Here is a 14,886-nt window from a genome sequence, read left to right as displayed (position 1 = left end):
ACACTGTCGCTCCGAACCGGAGACACAAAAACTCGGACACCCTCCTTTTCTGTCATACCCTGAACAAACCGTGACACCGCGCCCAGTTCGGCACATGTTGCAGGAGCACTAACGGAGAGACGCGTAGGATCTATGCCTACGAAAACAAGGAGGTTTCACCATGAGCGGAAAACCGGCGGCTCGCCAATCTGATCCCACCTCTTGCCCGGTGCCTGGCCATGGCACCAACCCCATTGCAACAGGCTCCCCAAACGTCTTGTTCGATAACCTGCCGGCGGCCCGACTGACCGATACCTCTGCCTGTGGCAGCCCTATCGCAGGTGCTGTAGCCAGCACCGTACTGATCAACGGTTTGCCAGCGGCGACCCTGGGCAGCACGGGAGGCCATGGGAGCGTGATTATCGGTGGGTCGGGCACGGTGATTATCGGGGATTCGGTGGTAACGGCTCCCTTTGTTAGTCCTGCGCCTCTGGAGATAGGCAAGTGGATCAGCTTTCAGATTCCCACAGCCGAGCGCTACACGGGCTGGCAATGCATCGCCCATTTCGATGATGGATCAAGGCTCACGGGCACCTTCAACAGCGATAACTTGGTGACCTTCGCCAACGCCTCGGGCTCCATCTGCACTCGGGTCGAAATCCCCGTGCCTAGCGTGGGTGAGCAGCCTTCTGTAACAGACAAACTTCTCTCAATGATCACAGGGAGCAGTCAAGGATGACCGAAAGCATTGAGGTTCAAGGCCAGTACCAAACGCAGAACGGGCACACACTGCCACGTTCCCCTCTCGATGAAGCCGTCTCTGCCATGGAAGGCGCCGCGACAAGGTTCTCCCTCGACGCGATTAACGATGCTCAAACCCGCGCCAGCTATGCCGCCAACATCAAACGAATGTCCGCCCAGGTACGAGCGGATGTGGCAGCCGGAAAGATCAGCAGCCAGGCGGGCGTCGAGTTTTGCCACGAAATGCGCAACAAGATCATGGCCGAACACCGAAAAATCACGTCCGTTACCGGACTCGCCAAGGCGGAGCAGTACAAGAAAACGCCTCCGACCCTGCCGCAGCTGTTCGAGAAGTACGCAGCCGATAAGTTCGGCAAGTCCTACGAGGCACTCACCACCGAGCAGAAGAAGCAGATTCATTACGAGGTAATTGAAGCCTCCGGCCGGGACAACGCCAAGTTCACCAAAGGCACGGCTCGCCTGCGCATCATGGGCAAGGTGGGCATTCTGGTGACCGCAGCATTCGCTACCTACGAAATACTCAACGCCGATAACAAGGTTAAGGAGACTGCGCGCCAAGGCATGATCATCGGTGGCGGTGCCGCAGGCGGTCTTCTCGCTGGCCTTGGCGTCTCGCTCATCTGTGGCCCCGGCGCACCGTTCTGCGCCATCGCCGTGGTGCTAGCGGGTGGAGCAGTAGGCGGGATCGCAGGCGGGGTTGCTGCAGACGCCCTGGATGACGAACTTGAGGAGTTTTCCAAGTGGGAAGTGTTTTGACGCGCGATGAGCGCACTCGATTGCGGTCGGCGCTATCGGATGCCTTCGTCGACAACGAAGTCGACTACAAGGCCATCGCTCGGCAGTTGGCGGGTTTTGACCGCTCCACGATAGAGCTGGTGTTCTTCGAGGAGGTGGCTCCCGTTTGCTATTCCAACCTGCAGGCCCCCATCCCACCGATCTGGACAGCATTCGAGAGTACCTGGCTCAACGAGACTATCGAGAGCACTCAGGAAGCCCGCCGCATTTCGACCTTTCGCCGCCTGCGCGATCGGGCCTTCGTGGTCTACCTTCGTTACCGACTCAAGGACGAGTGGCTGAGCATCGAGCGCGAGCTAGATCGCCAGGACGCGGCCGACGCTGGCAGATGAGCAGCTGCCGCTGGTCGATTGAGCGTAAGCGCTCCATAAACCCCGTCTTCCATTGACGAGACCTTGTGTTCAGGATGCGCTTGCCGGAGGGCAGTTCCACGGCAGCTCAGGCAGGTTGACCCTCCGCCCTTATCGCCCTACTCTGCCACCCGGCGCCTAAGAAACGTCTTGATCCACACAGCGGCCTGACCGCTCCCGAAAGTTTGCGGCTTTTTTGTGCCTGCGGTTTCACCCTGCGCGCAAAAAATGCACCTCTGTTATGTCGGGAGTGGGCTAATACAAGACCCGAAAGGGGAATACGTCCGGCCCTCTGTGTGGGGTTTCTTAGCTCCCGGCGCCTTAGCCCTAAGAAAGCTGAACTCACACAGAGGTAATGGATATGCCTAATCACACCGAGAACTCCAGCTCCCAACCGGACATCACCGGCGAAATACTGATTCCCCAGACCTTCACCCGTCATCGGCGACAACTGCGCGCACTCCTGATCGAGCATCAGTGCTGGTTTTGCGCGCGTGACTTCGGCCGGATGATCGCGCAGCCCCAGCTTATGGAGCGCGCAGCCCGCACGCTCGATGCCGACCAGTTGCTCGACGCGGTGATACTGAACACGCACGGCCAGCCGGAGCGCACAAGGCTGATCAGCGAGTCCGGCATCTACTCCGCGCTGATCCATTACTACCACCCGGAAAATCGCTGCATCCGCCGTTGGATCACCTGCGATGTGGTGCCCACGTTGCGCGACAGCCAACACGACAATGAACGCCGCCCACGGCGTGAGAACCGCCGGGGGCTGTCGCTGCTGCACTGGCATGGCGATACCTGGGTTCCCTACCGCCCGCTGTAGCGAGTAGCCCGGATAACCACTGATACAACGGTGGATGAGAAAAGCGTCATCCACCCTGCCCGGCAGGCATTTGCAGGGTGGGTGACGTGCAGCATGTCCACCTTGGCTCAAGCTTCCCGGTGCGCAGTACCTACCGCTCCCAGATGCGCATCCGCTGGCGTTAAAGCCCCGCCGCCCTGGCCCGCGCCGCATGCAGCTTCTTGTAGCTCTCCACCAGGCGCAGGTGCTTGTCGAGGCCTTCCAGCTTCGTGCTGGTCGGCGTCAGGCCATGGAAGCGCACGCTGCCGTCCACCGAGCCCAGTGCCGCATCCATGCGCTCGTCGCCGAACATGCGGCGGAAGTTGGGTTCAAAGTCGGCCATGTCCAGGTCGTCGTCCAGCTGCACCTCCAGCACCACGTTGAGCGCCTGGTAGAACAGGCCGCGCTCGACGGTGTTGTCGTTGTACTGCAGGAAGGCCTCCACCAGCTCCTTGGCCTCGTCGAACTTCTTCAGGGCGAGGTAGATCAGCAGCTTCAGCTCGAGGATGGTCAGCTGGCCCCACACGGTGTTGTCGTCGAACTCGATGCCGATCAGCGTGCTGATGTCGGTGTAGTCGTCGACCTCGCACTGCTCCAGGCTCTTGAGCAGCGATCTGAGGCGCATGTCGCTCAGGCTGTGCAGATTGAGGATGTCGGAGCGGAAGATCAGCGCCTTGTTGGTGTTGTCCCAGATCAGGTCCTCCACCGGGTAGATCTCCGAGTAGCCCGGCACCAGGATGCGGCAGGCGTTGGCGCCGAGGTCGTCGTACACCGCCATGTACACCTCCTTGCCCATGTCCTCGAGGATGCCGAACAGGGTCGCGGCTTCCTGCTGGTTCGAGTCCTCGCCCTGGCCGGAGAAGTCCCACTCGACGAATTCGTAGTCGGCCTTGGCGCTGAAGAAGCGCCAGGACACCACGCCGCTGGAGTCGATGAAGTGTTCGACGAAGTTGTTCGGCTCGGTCAGGGCCTGGCTCTCGAAGGTCGGCGGCGGCAGGTCGTTGAGGCCCTCGAAGCTGCGACCCTGGAGCAGCTCGGTGAGGCTGCGCTCCAGCGCCACCTCGAAGCTGGGGTGGGCGCCGAAGGAGGCGAACACGCCGCCGGTGCGCGGGTTCATCAGGGTCACGCACATCACCGGGAATTCGCCGCCGAGCGACGCATCCTTGACCAGCACCGGGAAGCCCTGCGCCTCCAGGCCCCGGATGCCGGCGAGGATGGCCGGGTACTTGGCCAGCACCTCCTGCGGCACGTCCGGCAGGGCCAGCTCGTTCTCCAGGATCTCGCGCTTGACCGCCCGCTCGAAGATTTCCGACAGGCACTGCACCTGGGCCTCGACCAGGGTGTTGCCGGCGCTCATGCCGTTGCTGAGGTAGAGGTTCTCGATCAGGTTGGAGGGGAAGTACACCACCTCGCCGTCCGACTGGCGCACGAAGGGCAGCGAGCAGATGCCGCGCGCCTTGTTGCCCGAGTTGGTGTCGTACAGGTGCGAGCCGCGCAGCTCGCCGTCGGGGTTGTAGATGGCCAGGCAATGCGCGTCGAGGATCTCCTCGGGCAGCGCGTCGCGCGGCCCCGGCTTGAACCAGCGCTCGTTGGGGTAATGCACGAAGGGCGCATTGGCGATCTCCTCGCCCCAGAACTGGTCGTTGTAGAAGAAGTTGCAGTTGAGCCGCTCGATGAACTCGCCCAGGGCCGAGGCCAGGGCACTTTCCTTGGTCGCGCCCTTGCCGTTGGTGAAGCACAGCGGCGACTGGGCGTCGCGGATATGCAGCGACCAGACGTTGGGCACGATGTTGCGCCAGGAGGCGATCTCGATCTTCATCCCCAGCTCGGCGAGGATGCCGGACATGTTGACGATGGTCTGCTCCAGCGGCAGGTCCTTGCCGAGGATGCGCGTGCCCTCGCCCGCAGTCAGCGTCGGCATCAGCAGGGCCTGGGCGTCGGCATCGAGGTTGGCCACTTGCTCGATGACGAAGTCGGGGCCGGTCTGCACCACCTTCTTCACCGTGCAGCGGTCGATGGAGCGCAGGATGCCCAGGCGGTCCTTCTCGGCGATGTCCGCCGGCAGCTCGACCTGGATCTTGAAGATCTGCTTGTAGCGGTCTTCCGGGTCGACGATGTTGTTCTGCGACAGGCGGATGTTGTCGGTGGGGATGTTGCGCGTCTGGCAGTACAGCTTGACGAAGTAGGCCGCGCACAGCGCCGAGGAGGCCAGGAAGTAGTCGAACGGCCCCGGCGCCGAGCCGTCGCCCTTGTAGCGGATGGGCTGGTCGGCGATCACCGTGAAGTCATCGAACTTGGCTTCGAGACGGAGGTTGTCGAGAAAGTTGACCTTGATTTCCATGGGGTTACCAAATAAAGCGGGCGAGACGAATTGGCGGCCATTATCCGGCTTTTCTGCAGGAAGCTAGTAGCCCGGATATCCACCCGGTGGAAAACGCTTCGCGGCTTTGCGTCCTGCGCGTCGTTGCCGGGTTCGTCGGTCGATCCGTATTGGAATGGTGGATGGGTAGCGTGTCAGATCTTTACGCAGGCAAAGATCGCGTTCCCGGAGGTTTGATTCCAGGGGATGATCTTCTGGTAATCATGCTCAAGCACATGCACCTCGAAGTATGGCTGCAACAGCTCCTGCAGCTCGGCGAAGCTCGCGGCCACCATGGGGTGTTCGTCGTGCCATACCTGGCTGGCGTCCGCCACCCTGCGTTCGATGCGCAGTTTCAGCGACTGCTGCTCGCCAGCGCCGCAATAGCTCCAGCCGGAGCTGAAGCTGAACAGGCCGTCGGCATGCCGGGCGGTATGGGTGACGAATAGATCGTTGTCGATCTGCTGCTTGTCGACGGCGTTGAAGCAGAACACCCCATTGGCGGCCAGCGCGCCATGCACGCTGGCGATACAGGCCTTCAACCGCTCGAATCCGCCGCTGTAGTGGAGCGAATAGAGGAAGCAGGTGATCAGGTCCACCGGCTCGGTCAGCGTGAAGCCGCACATGTCCTGCAGGGAAAACCGTGCCTCCGGGCAGCGCAGCGCCGCCCGGTCCAGCATCGGCTGGTTGATGTCGAGCCCGCTGCTTTCATAGCCGGCGTCGATGAAGTGGCGAACATGCGGCCCGGTGCCACAGGCCAGATCCAGGTGGCGCTTGCCGGCATTGCCGAATAGCTGCTGCAGCCGGTGAATGCAGTGACTTTGCGCCTGATAGTCGATATCGGCGCACATCAGGTCGTAATAACCGGACAGATCGGTATAGAGGGCATTGCCGGGCATGATGACCTGAGGGTTTAACCGGAGCATTGGGGGGCGCGCATCATAGCCCAACCCGGTCGCGGGAAGTATTGGCGCAGCGAGCGGCCCAACCTTTCAGGAGTGGCCGTTAACGGGGTCGCCCCCTCCCCCGCAGATTGCCCGCAGCGCCCGCCAAGGCTCGCCGCCTAACTCTGGGTCCCTCTGGCCAGGACGATATCGAACCCGCCGCGCCGCCCCTCGCCGTCCGCCTCCAGGGCGATGACGTTGTCCGGGTGCGCGCTGGCCCAAGGGTCCTCGGCGATATAGGGGTCGCCCTCGAAATACAGCTGCAGGGTCACCGGTACGTGCAGCGACTCCATCACCCGGAAGTGGATATGCGCCGGCCGGGTGATCCCGGCGTACCGTTCCAGCCCCGGCAGGTTCGGCGGCACCGGGTAGCGTCCGGGCATTACCGTCTCGATGCGGTAACGCCCCTGGGCGTCGGTGTAGAGCATGCCGCGCAGGTGGAAGTGGCCCTTGTCGGTGAAGTTGCCGGGGGTCTGGGTGTCGTACAGGCCCGCACCGTTGGCCTGCCAGACCTCGACCAGGGCGTTGGGGAGGGGCGTGCGGCAGTCGGCGCTGAGCACGGTGCCGCTCACCACCAGGCGCTCGCCGGGCTCATCCGGCCCCGCCAGTTTGCTCAGGAAGGGCGCACCGAAGCGGTAGTAGGGGCCGAGGATATCGCCGGCCGTGCTCCGACAAAGCTGGCGTGCCAGCGCCGGCGCGGCCAGCAGGCCACCGCCGAGGATAGCGCCAGCATAGATAAAGTGACGCCGTGAAAGGCCGGCGCCTGCCCTGTGCAGCTTGTCCACCTCCCGCCTCCTGGCCGGGGGCCGGCCCCGGCACATCGGACACGGCCGCCCTCAAGCGGGCCCGGCCGTATGCAATAAGTCTAGCTCTGCGTTCCGACGGTGCCGGGGCCGCGCCCCGGTCGGCTGCCCCCAGGCCGGCACCTGGCCGCCATCAGACGGCGGCGGTCGCCCCCCTGCACTGGCTGCCCCGCACGACGCCCCGTGTAAGCTACATTTCTCCTACATCCCTGCCGCACTGGCACGTGCCGGCGGCACAGACTGCGCCCCCCACGGGAGTGACCATGCCAGTTGAACGCGCCTTCTATCGATGGCTGTGCCGTCATCCCGTGGTGAGCTTTCTGCTCATGACGGGGAGCTTCCTGGCGTTCGGCTACTTCACCCTAGACCTGGTGCAGCTGATCGGCAGCAATGCGGCCTTTATCGTCCGGCATGGCTGGCTGGCGCTGATGAGCGGCGGCTTGCTGCAGCTTGGCGAGCTGACGCTGATCGCGCTGCTGGCGATGGCCTGCTACCTGCTGTTCAGGCTGTGTGAGCAGGCCCTGCTGCAGCGGCTGACGAACCGCACCCGCGCCGGGGACGGTGAATAGCGGCCTCAGACCGGTAGAACAGGCCGCCGCATGCTCCCCTTACGCAGCGCCGCTCGACGGCCGAACGCAGCGACGCACCAGGCGTTGGTTTTCACAGAAAGCACTCCCTGATGCCCGGCGCCGGCGTCGCAACTGGGGGTCGGAGCATTTCGCGTGTGGCGACAAGGCTGCCGGCCACCGGCGCGGAGAGGATGCCGGCCCGCCGACGTCACGGCGGGCTGGCATGTAGGTTTGCGTCAGCCGTTAAACGCCTTTCTTGACCTCGTTGATCAAATCCTGGCTCAAGACCTGGTTCGGGGCCACTTGCACGCTCTGGGTGTAGAACGGCGGCAGATTCTGGGCCAGCGTCCCCAGCGCTTGCGCCGTGGCAGTGCCGGGCAACAGCACATATTGCAGGTTGGACGGGTAGCTCTGCGGTACCGGGCCCTCCATGGTCGAACCGTAGGCACCGAAGGTCATCACCGCTTGCGGGGTGTTCGGATCGGGGGCGTAGAGGAACACGAAGGTGCCGTACTTGGGATGGGTCAGGTAATGCTCGGCCTCGGCGCGTACCGCCGGGTCGGGGTCGTTCATCAGGGTCCAGCGCAGAACGGCGTAGCTGCGGGTCGTTTCCATGAAGGCCGTGCGTATCGGCGACCGATCCTCCCGGCCGCCCAGGCACAGCAACAGATTGCCGAACGGGTCGAGCAGGGCCACCGAGTTGAACACCGAGCCTTGCTGCGCGGCCTGCAACAGCGGCGGGGCCAGCTCCGCGCCAGGGTCGCGAGGGTTCGCCGACTGCACGGACAGCGCGTAGGGGCTCAGCTCGGTCAAGGCTCGACGCACCTTGCTGTTGGCCGGGAGCCTAGCCGGGTTCTGCAACTGATCGGGCGGCAGGCCGCTGTTGTTGGAGGCATCGCGCACCGTGTTGACGCTGGCGGAGAAGATCGAGCCGGTGAGGAAGTACGCCGCCGAGTCGATGGCTTGGCCGGCGAACACCGGGGCGCTCGAGCCCTGGTAACCGCGGCTGACCGGCTCGGCGACCGCGTAATAGCCCCAGGTGGCCTGTGCCTGCTGGCGTATCTGCGGTGGCAGCGACGGGAAGCTGAACTGGCTGTTGTAGTTGATGCCCGCGTAATCGTCGATCGCGCTGACGGCCACGTTGAAGCCGGCGGTGAGCAGGGAGCCGGCGCACATGGCGCAGGGGTCCAGGGTGGTGACGATGGTCAGTTGGTTGGGCGGTGGCAGGTTCAGCGATGCGGCGTTCTCGTAATACCAGTCCACCAGCTGCCGCTCGCCATGCGCGGTGGGGTCGTGGGGGAGGAAATAGGGGGTGCCGTTGCCGAACGGCATCAGCACATTGTTGTGCATGGCGACTATGACTTCGCCCGTGCCGTTGTCGATGATGGCGCCGCCTACGGCGAAGGTTTGTTGGAGGGCCGCATAGATGGCCTGATTGGCGACGGTATCCACTGCTCCTTGCGCACTATTCAATGTGCTCATGGGTTTCCGGCTCCTTGCTGTCCATATCGCCAGAGAATTCTGACGCCTTGCAAAAGTAGTTCAGGCCTTCGCAGCCGACTATATGCATTTGGCCTAGCTCTTCTGCATCGCACGCTGACTTCGCTATATGAGTGCCTCCCTTGCCCCTGATGCCGGGGCGCCCAGCGGCGCACCGCGCCACCGGCCGCTATGCAGGCAGGCGCTCGAGCCGGATACGCTGCACTGGCCTGGCCAGTCGTGGGTGCCCGATGGCGAGCTGCCGCGCTCGACCGGCGGATAACCTGCGCAGGCTCAAGGCGTGCCGAACAGCGCTGTCCAGTAGATGCCCGCATCGCTCTTGGGGTCGACCGCGTAGGCCGCGCCCAGGTCGCGGAACTGCGGGTTCATCAGGGTGGCGCAGTGGCCTGGGCTGGCCAGCCAGCCATCGACCACCTTGGCGGGGGCGTCCACCCCGGCGGCGATGTTCTCGCCGATCTGCCGGGCGTTGTAGCCGGCCAGCTCTGCCCGGTCACCCGGGGTGCGGCCGTCGCGACCGCGGTGGGCGAAGAAGTTGCCGTTGGCCATGGCCCGGCTGTGCTCCTCGGCGGCCGTTGCCAGTTCACGGTTCCAGGCCAAGGGTGGTGCGGCGGCGAAGGTCTGGGCACCGCACTGGCGGGGCTGCGCGCGGGCGGCGTTGAGCCGCTCGAGCAGCTGCTGCCCTTCGGCCTGCCAGTCCCCCAGCTTGCCGCTGAGCAGCGGCCGTGCCAGCACGATGCGCCAGTCGCGCCCGGCGTGGCTCACGCCGATGTCGACGAACTGCGGGTCCAGCACGACCTGGCAGTAGCTTTGTCGCAGCACCGCCATGGCCGCCTGTGCGTCGCGCGGCCCGGACAGGCTGATGGCCTGGGCACTGACCAGCGGATAGGCCGTGCGGGTCAGGGCCTGCTGCAGGTCCTCGCCGCCGCTGGCCGAGAGGACCAGGCGCGGCTCGGCCAGCAACGGCGGCAGCACCGCGGAGGCTTGGCCCGCACAGCGCTGCGCCTCACCGCGATAGGCGTTGATCGACTCGACCAACCGCGCCTCCTCGCTCGCGCCGGCCGCGGCGGCTACCAGCAGCCCCAGCGCCAACAGAGTGAAACGCACAACGGATGACCTGACACGCATGGCAAACTCCCTGGACCTGGCGGCGCGCATGATGAACCCAATGAACCGGCGCCCTTTAATACACCGCCCCGCCTGGCAGCGCGAGCGACATTCTCTATATCACCCTAGCGGTATTGGCCCGTACAGCCAGTGGCCGGTAAATGCCCTACGCTTCTCCAGCCACTGCCCCCCGCGGCAGCGATTGGCCCGCGGGCCGGGGAACCTTCGCCGCATTCCCGGCACTAACCCCCACCCATTCCTCCATAGTCGGGATACCCTGCCATGCGCCTCTTCGTCCGCCTGCTTCTGCTGGCCACCGCCGCCCTGTCCCTGTCCGCCTGCTTCAACGATGCCCCCCCCATCGACCAGACCGGCCTGTGCACCTACAACACCGATCCCCAGGCGCAACGCTGCACGGCCGGGCAGATGGCCTGGTTCCGCCCGGAGAACGGCCAGCCGATCACCGAGCAGATGGCCCTGAGCGTGGCGGCGGCCTACTGCGACTTCAACCATCAGGTGATGCACAACAAGGCCGGAGTGCTCTGCGTGTTCACCGACCAGCGCCTGGATACGGTCAAGTAACGGCTCGCCCCGAGAGCGTCCCTTCGCTCGATGCCTTTTGTGGCCAGGCGCAGCGCCTCGGCCACCGCTGGCCGGGGCATGCCCTGCTCCCCTGAGCCTGGTTCAGTTCCGCGACGAAAGCCGCTAGGCTGGAGGGCCACATTCCAGGACAAGGCTGCACCATGCACGATGCCCCCCTCCAAGATCTGGCCGCACCGGAAGGTGTCTGTTACGGCTGCGGCGGCCGCAACCCCCACGGCCTGCACGTCAAGAGTCATTGGCATGAGGACGGCGTGCACGTCATCGCCGAGCACCTGCCCGACGACAAGTACTGCGGCTGGCCCGGCCTGGTCTACGGCGGGCTGATCGCCATGCTGGTGGACTGCCACTCGAACTGGACGGCCATGGCCTACCACTACCGCGCGGAAAACCGCGAGGCCGGCAGCCTGCCGCGCATCGACTGCGTCACCGGCAACCTCGGCATCAAGTACATCAAGCCGACGCCGATGGGCGTGCCCCTGACCCTGCGCGCCCGGGTCGAGGGCGAGGTCGGACGCAAGTGTCGGGTGGTCTGCGAGGTGTATGCCGACGACGTGCTGACCGCCGTGGGCGACTCGACCTTCGTGCGCGTCGACACCGAGCAGCTGCGGGCCGCGGCCCATGGTCGCGAAGCCTGATCCGCAGCGGCACGGCGCCTGGCTGCTGATGGTCACGCCCCGCCGGGCTGCCGAACCCGCCCCCAGGTTGGCCATTAACCTGGGCCGGCAGTGGGCGTATCCTGAATGTCACACCTCAACGTGGAGGAGTGGCTATGTTCCGGGTAATGCGCAATGGCGAGAACCGCATCGACGTGGACCTTTCCGGCAAGCTCGACCGCGACGAAATGCGCGTCGCACTGGATGAGCTGACCCAGCAGTCAGACGGCATCGAGCATGGCCGGATGCTCTACCGAATCGGCGCATTCGAACTGCCGACCCAGGCGGCGATGGCCGTCGAGCTATCGCGTATTCCGCAGCTGTTCCGCCTGGTCAGGCGCTTCGACCGCGTGGCGGTGGTGGCCGACCAGCAATGGCTGAGGAAGGCCAGCGAAGCCGAAGGCATCCTGATCCCCGGCCTGACGATCAAGGCATTCGACTCGACCCAGGAGGCCGAGGCCCAGGCGTGGCTGCAAGACTAGAGCGCGCAGCAGGGTAGCCGCGCCAACGGCCACCCTGCTACGGCGGGCGGAACCAGGCTCGCCAGGCCGCGGGCCTAGCCCAGCTGGTCGATCATCACCGCATTGGTGTACACCAGGCTGCCGTCACTCGCCCGGTGGCCGACCAGGTGGAACTGGCCGCGCTCGTCACCGGCGCTCAGGTAGACACGCAACTTGCAATCGGACAGCGGGCCGCACTCCTCGGGGGTGACCAGCTCCATGGTACTCATGTCGACATCGAGCATGGCCTCGGGCTCATGGGTCTGCTGCAGACGCTCTTCGGCCTGCTCCAGACGCACATGGTCGGGTTCGTTGACGCGGAAATGGAATTGCCCCATCGGCGTGGATTTCTTGGCGCCGCTGGCTTTGCACCAGCCCTCGATGGTCAGGGTATTCATGGCTAGACCTCCTGAACTGGGCGCTGTCTCGCCCTCCTGGCAATTTTAGACAACCCACACGGGAACGTTGCTCCCGCCACCTGGTGAGGCAAGGTGCCGGCCCAGGCCTGCTCGACGTTTGACTCGCCGACCGATTGCGGTAGGCTCAGCAGCTTCTTTGTTAGGAGTAACTCCCCATGGCCCGAGCCACTGCCCGTCACATCCTGGTTGCCAGCGAAGCCAAGTGCAACGAACTGAAAGCCACCATCGAAGCCGGCGCCGACTTCGCCCAGGTCGCCAAAGACAACTCCACCTGCCCGTCCGGCCGCAACGGCGGCGACCTCGGCTCGTTCGGCCCGGGCCAGATGGTCAAGGAATTCGACACCGTGGTGTTCAGCGCGCCGCTGAATGTCGTACAGGGTCCGGTGAAGACCCAGTTCGGCTACCACCTGCTGGAAGTCACCAGCCGCCAGGACTGATGCCGAACCGGCCCCGCGTTCCGCCCGGAGCCCGGGGCCAGTGGGGCACGCGGCACTGCCTGCTTCTCGCCCCATAGGGATGCCAGCCTGTGGCCCCGAGCAAGGGCCGAAGCGCCCGCTCAGGGCTTCCGACTCCCCTCATCGATCAGCCGCGGCAGCCCCGCTCCAAGCAGGCGCAGCTTGCTGACCAGCCAGCCGCCCCAGACATTGATCAACAACCCGAACATCACCAGCAGCGCACCGAGCATCTGCTGCGAGCCGAGACGCTCGCCCAGCAGCATGGCCGAGGAACTCAGCCCGACCACCGGCACCAGCAGCGAGAAAGGCGCCACCTGGCTGGCCAGGTAGCGCGACAACAGCCGGCTCCACAGGCCGTAGCCGAGCAGGGTCGCACCGAAGGCCAGGTAGACCAGCACCAGGATCGAGTCCAGGCCCATGCCACGCAGCGCCGTGGCCATCACCTGCGGGCCCTCCAACCACCAGGACAGCGCCAGGAACGGCAGCGGCGGCACCAGGCTGCCCCAGACCACCAGGCCCATCAGGTTCACCTTGCCAACCTTGCGCGTGACGATATTGCCCAGCGCCCACATCGAAGCGGCGCAGAGGGTCAGGACGAAGCCGGCGAGGGTCATGCTCAGATCGTCCTGGGTGGCGATCAGCAGTAGGCCTCCCGCTGCCACCAGCAGGCCCAGCAGGTTGCTCACGCGCAACCGCTCCCCGAGCAGCAGCACGGCGAAGAACAGGGTGAAGAAGGCCTGGGACTGCAGCACCACCGAGGCCAGCCCAGCCGGCATGCCCACTGCCATGGCGGAGAACAGGAAGGCGAACTGACCAAGCGAGATGGTCAGGCCGTAGGCCAGCAACCAGCGCAACGGCATTTGCGGACGCCTGACCAACAGCACCGCCGGGAAGGCCGCCAGCATGAAGCGCAGCGCACCCAGCAGCATGGGCGGCATGTCGTGCAGGCCGACCTTGATCACCACGAAATTCAGGCCCCAGACGATGATCACGACCAGCGCCAGCAGCAGATCCTTGGGTGACATCGCCGACTCCCCTGACGGATGAGCCGCCATTAGAACAGCCGCGCCGACGCCTGCCCACTTACAGTCGCCCGGAAATACGGGCGCACAGTCGATCCCCACGGCGACGCGCGCCGGGAACCTTTACTTCACCAGCAGCACCGGCACCGGCACCTCATGAATCACCCGGGTGGCCACCGAGCCGAGCAACAGGCCGGTGAAGCTACCCAGGCCGCGGGTGCCCATCACCACGGTGTCGCACTGCAACTGCTTGACGGCGATACCCACCTGCTCGGCCACGTTGCCCAGGGCCGTATGCTTCTGGCAGGTCATGCCTGCAGCCTCGAGCTGTTCGGCCGGCCATGTCAGCAGTTCGCGGGCCTGTTCCTGCTGCGACCGACGCATGTTGGCGATCATCTCGTCATTGACGTACTCGCCGTACAGCACCGCCTCATGCTGGACATTGAGCAGGTGTACCTCGAGCTCCGCCTTATGCATCCGGGCGAAATCGATCACGTATTGCAGGGCCCGCTTGGAACTGTCCGAGCCGTCGAATGCCACCAATACCTTGCGCATGGCGAGTCTCCTCTGCCGACATAGTGAAAGCCTAGATAGCCCTGCCCGGCGCGCAGCGACGTCATTCTCGTCGAGCCGCCTGGGGCTGCAGCTGGGACATCGGCCTTTCAGGGCGGGCCGGCGCCGATGAGCGACGGGGCAGACCACGCCTGCGCCTGGCGCAAGGCCGAGTGGATCGCCGTCCTGGGCCGGCGGCGGCCTGGCGCGCTACTTGACCAGTACCACCGGCACGTCCACCTCGTGAATCACCCGGGTGGCCACCGAGCCCAGCAGCAGGCCGGTGAAGGTGCCCAGGCCACGGGTGCCCATCACCACGGTGTCGCACTGCAGCTGCTTGACCGCATCGCTGACCTGCTCGGCCACGTTGCCCAGGGCAGTGTGGCACTTGTGGGCGATGCCCGCTTCCTGCAGCTGGTCGGCCGGCCACTCCAGGGCCTGGGCCGCGGCCGCCAACAGCGACTGCTGCAACTGTTCGACGAATTCGCTGGTCACGTACTCGCCGTACAGCAGGGGCTCGTGCTGCACATTGATCAGGTGCACCTGCAGCTTCGCCCCATGGAAACGGACGAATTCAACCACGTACTCCACCGCGCGCTTCGAGCTGTCCGAGCCATCGAATGCCAGCAATATGGTGCGCATCACGCCTCTCCTCTGCCGCTCCACGACAAGC

General features: G+C 64.9%; 18 protein-coding genes. 9 read left to right on the top strand and 9 right to left on the bottom strand.

The window, feature by feature from the left end; genetic code table 11:
- Positions 1 to 160 precede the first annotated feature (160 nt).
- From SBP02_RS06930 to SBP02_RS06915, 4 genes are all read left to right on the top strand, one after another.
- Positions 161 to 718 carry a PAAR domain-containing protein gene (locus tag SBP02_RS06930; protein ID WP_318645663.1) on the top strand — a complete coding sequence of 186 codons (558 nt, stop codon included), beginning with the start codon at positions 161 to 163 and terminating at the stop codon, positions 716 to 718.
- Positions 715 to 1,497 (top strand): hypothetical protein, encoded by a 783-nt coding sequence (locus tag SBP02_RS06925; protein ID WP_318645662.1) that lies wholly within the window; start codon positions 715 to 717, stop codon positions 1,495 to 1,497. The genes SBP02_RS06930 and SBP02_RS06925 overlap by 4 nt, the downstream gene beginning before the upstream one ends.
- Complete coding sequence (locus SBP02_RS06920; protein WP_318645661.1) at positions 1,494 to 1,868, top strand: DUF7079 family protein; 375 nt, start codon at positions 1,494 to 1,496, stop codon at positions 1,866 to 1,868. The genes SBP02_RS06925 and SBP02_RS06920 overlap by 4 nt, the downstream gene beginning before the upstream one ends.
- A gap of 379 nt (positions 1,869 to 2,247) precedes the next feature.
- The gene (locus tag SBP02_RS06915; protein ID WP_318645660.1) at positions 2,248 to 2,712 is read left to right on the top strand and encodes a BRO-N domain-containing protein; all 465 of its coding nucleotides are present in this window, start codon (positions 2,248 to 2,250) and stop codon (positions 2,710 to 2,712) included.
- Positions 2,713 to 2,872: 160 nt separating this feature from the next.
- Here the strand turns inward: SBP02_RS06915 and SBP02_RS06910 are convergent, their stop codons facing one another.
- The 3 genes from SBP02_RS06910 to SBP02_RS06900 form a co-directional block, all read right to left on the bottom strand.
- The gene (locus tag SBP02_RS06910; RefSeq protein WP_318645659.1) at positions 2,873 to 5,071 is read right to left on the bottom strand and encodes an OsmC domain/YcaO domain-containing protein; all 2,199 of its coding nucleotides are present in this window, start codon (positions 5,069 to 5,071) and stop codon (positions 2,873 to 2,875) included.
- Between the two features lie 173 nt (positions 5,072 to 5,244).
- The gene (locus SBP02_RS06905) at positions 5,245 to 5,988 is read right to left on the bottom strand and encodes a class I SAM-dependent DNA methyltransferase (RefSeq protein ID WP_318645658.1); all 744 of its coding nucleotides are present in this window, start codon (positions 5,986 to 5,988) and stop codon (positions 5,245 to 5,247) included.
- 164 nt (positions 5,989 to 6,152) lie between these two features.
- Positions 6,153 to 6,818: a dioxygenase family protein gene (locus tag SBP02_RS06900; RefSeq protein WP_318645657.1), complete on the bottom strand. Its 666-nt coding sequence runs from the start codon at positions 6,816 to 6,818 to the stop codon at positions 6,153 to 6,155.
- A 281-nt stretch (positions 6,819 to 7,099) separates the two neighbouring features.
- Between SBP02_RS06900 and SBP02_RS06895 the strand changes: the two genes are divergently transcribed.
- Positions 7,100 to 7,405, top strand: a complete 306-nt coding sequence (locus SBP02_RS06895; RefSeq protein WP_318645656.1) for a hypothetical protein — start codon at positions 7,100 to 7,102, stop codon at positions 7,403 to 7,405.
- 243 nt (positions 7,406 to 7,648) lie between these two features.
- Here the strand turns inward: SBP02_RS06895 and SBP02_RS06890 are convergent, their stop codons facing one another.
- Both SBP02_RS06890 and SBP02_RS06885 read right to left on the bottom strand, forming a co-directional pair.
- Entirely contained in the window at positions 7,649 to 8,887 is a 1,239-nt protein-coding gene (locus SBP02_RS06890) for a nucleoside deaminase (protein ID WP_318645655.1), read from the bottom strand.
- Positions 8,888 to 9,178: 291 nt separating this feature from the next.
- Positions 9,179 to 10,030 carry a CAP domain-containing protein gene (locus SBP02_RS06885; RefSeq protein WP_318645654.1) on the bottom strand — a complete coding sequence of 284 codons (852 nt, stop codon included), beginning with the start codon at positions 10,028 to 10,030 and terminating at the stop codon, positions 9,179 to 9,181.
- A gap of 261 nt (positions 10,031 to 10,291) precedes the next feature.
- Between SBP02_RS06885 and SBP02_RS06880 the strand changes: the two genes are divergently transcribed.
- The 3 genes from SBP02_RS06880 (at position 10,292) to SBP02_RS06870 (ending at position 11,747) form a co-directional block, all read left to right on the top strand.
- Complete coding sequence (locus SBP02_RS06880) at positions 10,292 to 10,591, top strand: hypothetical protein (RefSeq protein ID WP_318645653.1); 300 nt, start codon at positions 10,292 to 10,294, stop codon at positions 10,589 to 10,591.
- Between the two features lie 161 nt (positions 10,592 to 10,752).
- Complete coding sequence (locus SBP02_RS06875) at positions 10,753 to 11,247, top strand: PaaI family thioesterase (protein ID WP_318645652.1); 495 nt, start codon at positions 10,753 to 10,755, stop codon at positions 11,245 to 11,247.
- A 134-nt stretch (positions 11,248 to 11,381) separates the two neighbouring features.
- The gene (locus SBP02_RS06870; protein WP_318645651.1) at positions 11,382 to 11,747 is read left to right on the top strand and encodes a SpoIIAA family protein; all 366 of its coding nucleotides are present in this window, start codon (positions 11,382 to 11,384) and stop codon (positions 11,745 to 11,747) included.
- A gap of 74 nt (positions 11,748 to 11,821) precedes the next feature.
- Here SBP02_RS06870 and SBP02_RS06865 read toward each other — a convergent pair whose 3' ends face one another.
- A complete protein-coding gene (locus SBP02_RS06865) occupies positions 11,822 to 12,163 on the bottom strand; it encodes a hypothetical protein (protein ID WP_318645650.1) in 342 nt (113 codons plus the stop codon).
- Between the two features lie 176 nt (positions 12,164 to 12,339).
- Between SBP02_RS06865 and SBP02_RS06860 the strand changes: the two genes are divergently transcribed.
- Positions 12,340 to 12,621: a peptidylprolyl isomerase gene (locus SBP02_RS06860; RefSeq protein ID WP_318645649.1), complete on the top strand. Its 282-nt coding sequence runs from the start codon at positions 12,340 to 12,342 to the stop codon at positions 12,619 to 12,621.
- 119 nt (positions 12,622 to 12,740) lie between these two features.
- On the opposite strand, the gene SBP02_RS06855 is transcribed toward SBP02_RS06860, so the two are convergent.
- From SBP02_RS06855 to SBP02_RS06845, 3 genes are all read right to left on the bottom strand, one after another.
- A complete protein-coding gene (locus SBP02_RS06855) occupies positions 12,741 to 13,664 on the bottom strand; it encodes an EamA family transporter (protein WP_318645647.1) in 924 nt (307 codons plus the stop codon).
- A gap of 120 nt (positions 13,665 to 13,784) precedes the next feature.
- Positions 13,785 to 14,216: a universal stress protein gene (locus tag SBP02_RS06850; RefSeq protein ID WP_318645646.1), complete on the bottom strand. Its 432-nt coding sequence runs from the start codon at positions 14,214 to 14,216 to the stop codon at positions 13,785 to 13,787.
- 207 nt (positions 14,217 to 14,423) lie between these two features.
- The gene (locus tag SBP02_RS06845; RefSeq protein WP_318645645.1) at positions 14,424 to 14,855 is read right to left on the bottom strand and encodes a universal stress protein; all 432 of its coding nucleotides are present in this window, start codon (positions 14,853 to 14,855) and stop codon (positions 14,424 to 14,426) included.
- Positions 14,856 to 14,886 lie beyond the last annotated feature (31 nt).

The organism is Pseudomonas benzenivorans (assembly GCF_033547155.1).
GTDB classification, from domain to species: Bacteria; Pseudomonadota; Gammaproteobacteria; order Pseudomonadales; family Pseudomonadaceae; genus Aquipseudomonas; species Aquipseudomonas benzenivorans_B.
Note: the sequence above shows the minus strand (reverse complement) of the source record. Positions and strands in the feature narration are given on the sequence as shown.

Excerpts from the sequence above, each read along its gene's own strand:
- SBP02_RS06930 (WP_318645663.1), top strand. The coding sequence starts at position 161 with ATGAGCGGAAAACCGGCGGCTCGCCAATCTGATCCCACCTCTTGCCCG.
- SBP02_RS06925 (WP_318645662.1), top strand. The coding sequence starts at position 715 with ATGACCGAAAGCATTGAGGTTCAAGGCCAGTACCAAACGCAGAACGGG.
- SBP02_RS06915 (WP_318645660.1), top strand. The coding sequence starts at position 2,248 with ATGCCTAATCACACCGAGAACTCCAGCTCCCAACCGGACATCACCGGC.
- SBP02_RS06910 (WP_318645659.1), bottom strand. The coding sequence starts at position 5,071 with ATGGAAATCAAGGTCAACTTTCTCGACAACCTCCGTCTCGAAGCCAAG.
- SBP02_RS06905 (WP_318645658.1), bottom strand. The coding sequence starts at position 5,988 with ATGCCCGGCAATGCCCTCTATACCGATCTGTCCGGTTATTACGACCTG.
- SBP02_RS06895 (WP_318645656.1), top strand. The coding sequence starts at position 7,100 with ATGCCAGTTGAACGCGCCTTCTATCGATGGCTGTGCCGTCATCCCGTG.
- SBP02_RS06890 (WP_318645655.1), bottom strand. The coding sequence starts at position 8,887 with ATGAGCACATTGAATAGTGCGCAAGGAGCAGTGGATACCGTCGCCAAT.
- SBP02_RS06885 (WP_318645654.1), bottom strand. The coding sequence starts at position 10,030 with ATGCGTGTCAGGTCATCCGTTGTGCGTTTCACTCTGTTGGCGCTGGGG.
- SBP02_RS06880 (WP_318645653.1), top strand. The coding sequence starts at position 10,292 with ATGCGCCTCTTCGTCCGCCTGCTTCTGCTGGCCACCGCCGCCCTGTCC.
- SBP02_RS06875 (WP_318645652.1), top strand. The coding sequence starts at position 10,753 with ATGCACGATGCCCCCCTCCAAGATCTGGCCGCACCGGAAGGTGTCTGT.
- SBP02_RS06870 (WP_318645651.1), top strand. The coding sequence starts at position 11,382 with ATGTTCCGGGTAATGCGCAATGGCGAGAACCGCATCGACGTGGACCTT.
- SBP02_RS06865 (WP_318645650.1), bottom strand. The coding sequence starts at position 12,163 with ATGAATACCCTGACCATCGAGGGCTGGTGCAAAGCCAGCGGCGCCAAG.
- SBP02_RS06860 (WP_318645649.1), top strand. The coding sequence starts at position 12,340 with ATGGCCCGAGCCACTGCCCGTCACATCCTGGTTGCCAGCGAAGCCAAG.
- SBP02_RS06855 (WP_318645647.1), bottom strand. The coding sequence starts at position 13,664 with ATGTCACCCAAGGATCTGCTGCTGGCGCTGGTCGTGATCATCGTCTGG.
- SBP02_RS06850 (WP_318645646.1), bottom strand. The coding sequence starts at position 14,216 with ATGCGCAAGGTATTGGTGGCATTCGACGGCTCGGACAGTTCCAAGCGG.
- SBP02_RS06845 (WP_318645645.1), bottom strand. The coding sequence starts at position 14,855 with ATGCGCACCATATTGCTGGCATTCGATGGCTCGGACAGCTCGAAGCGC.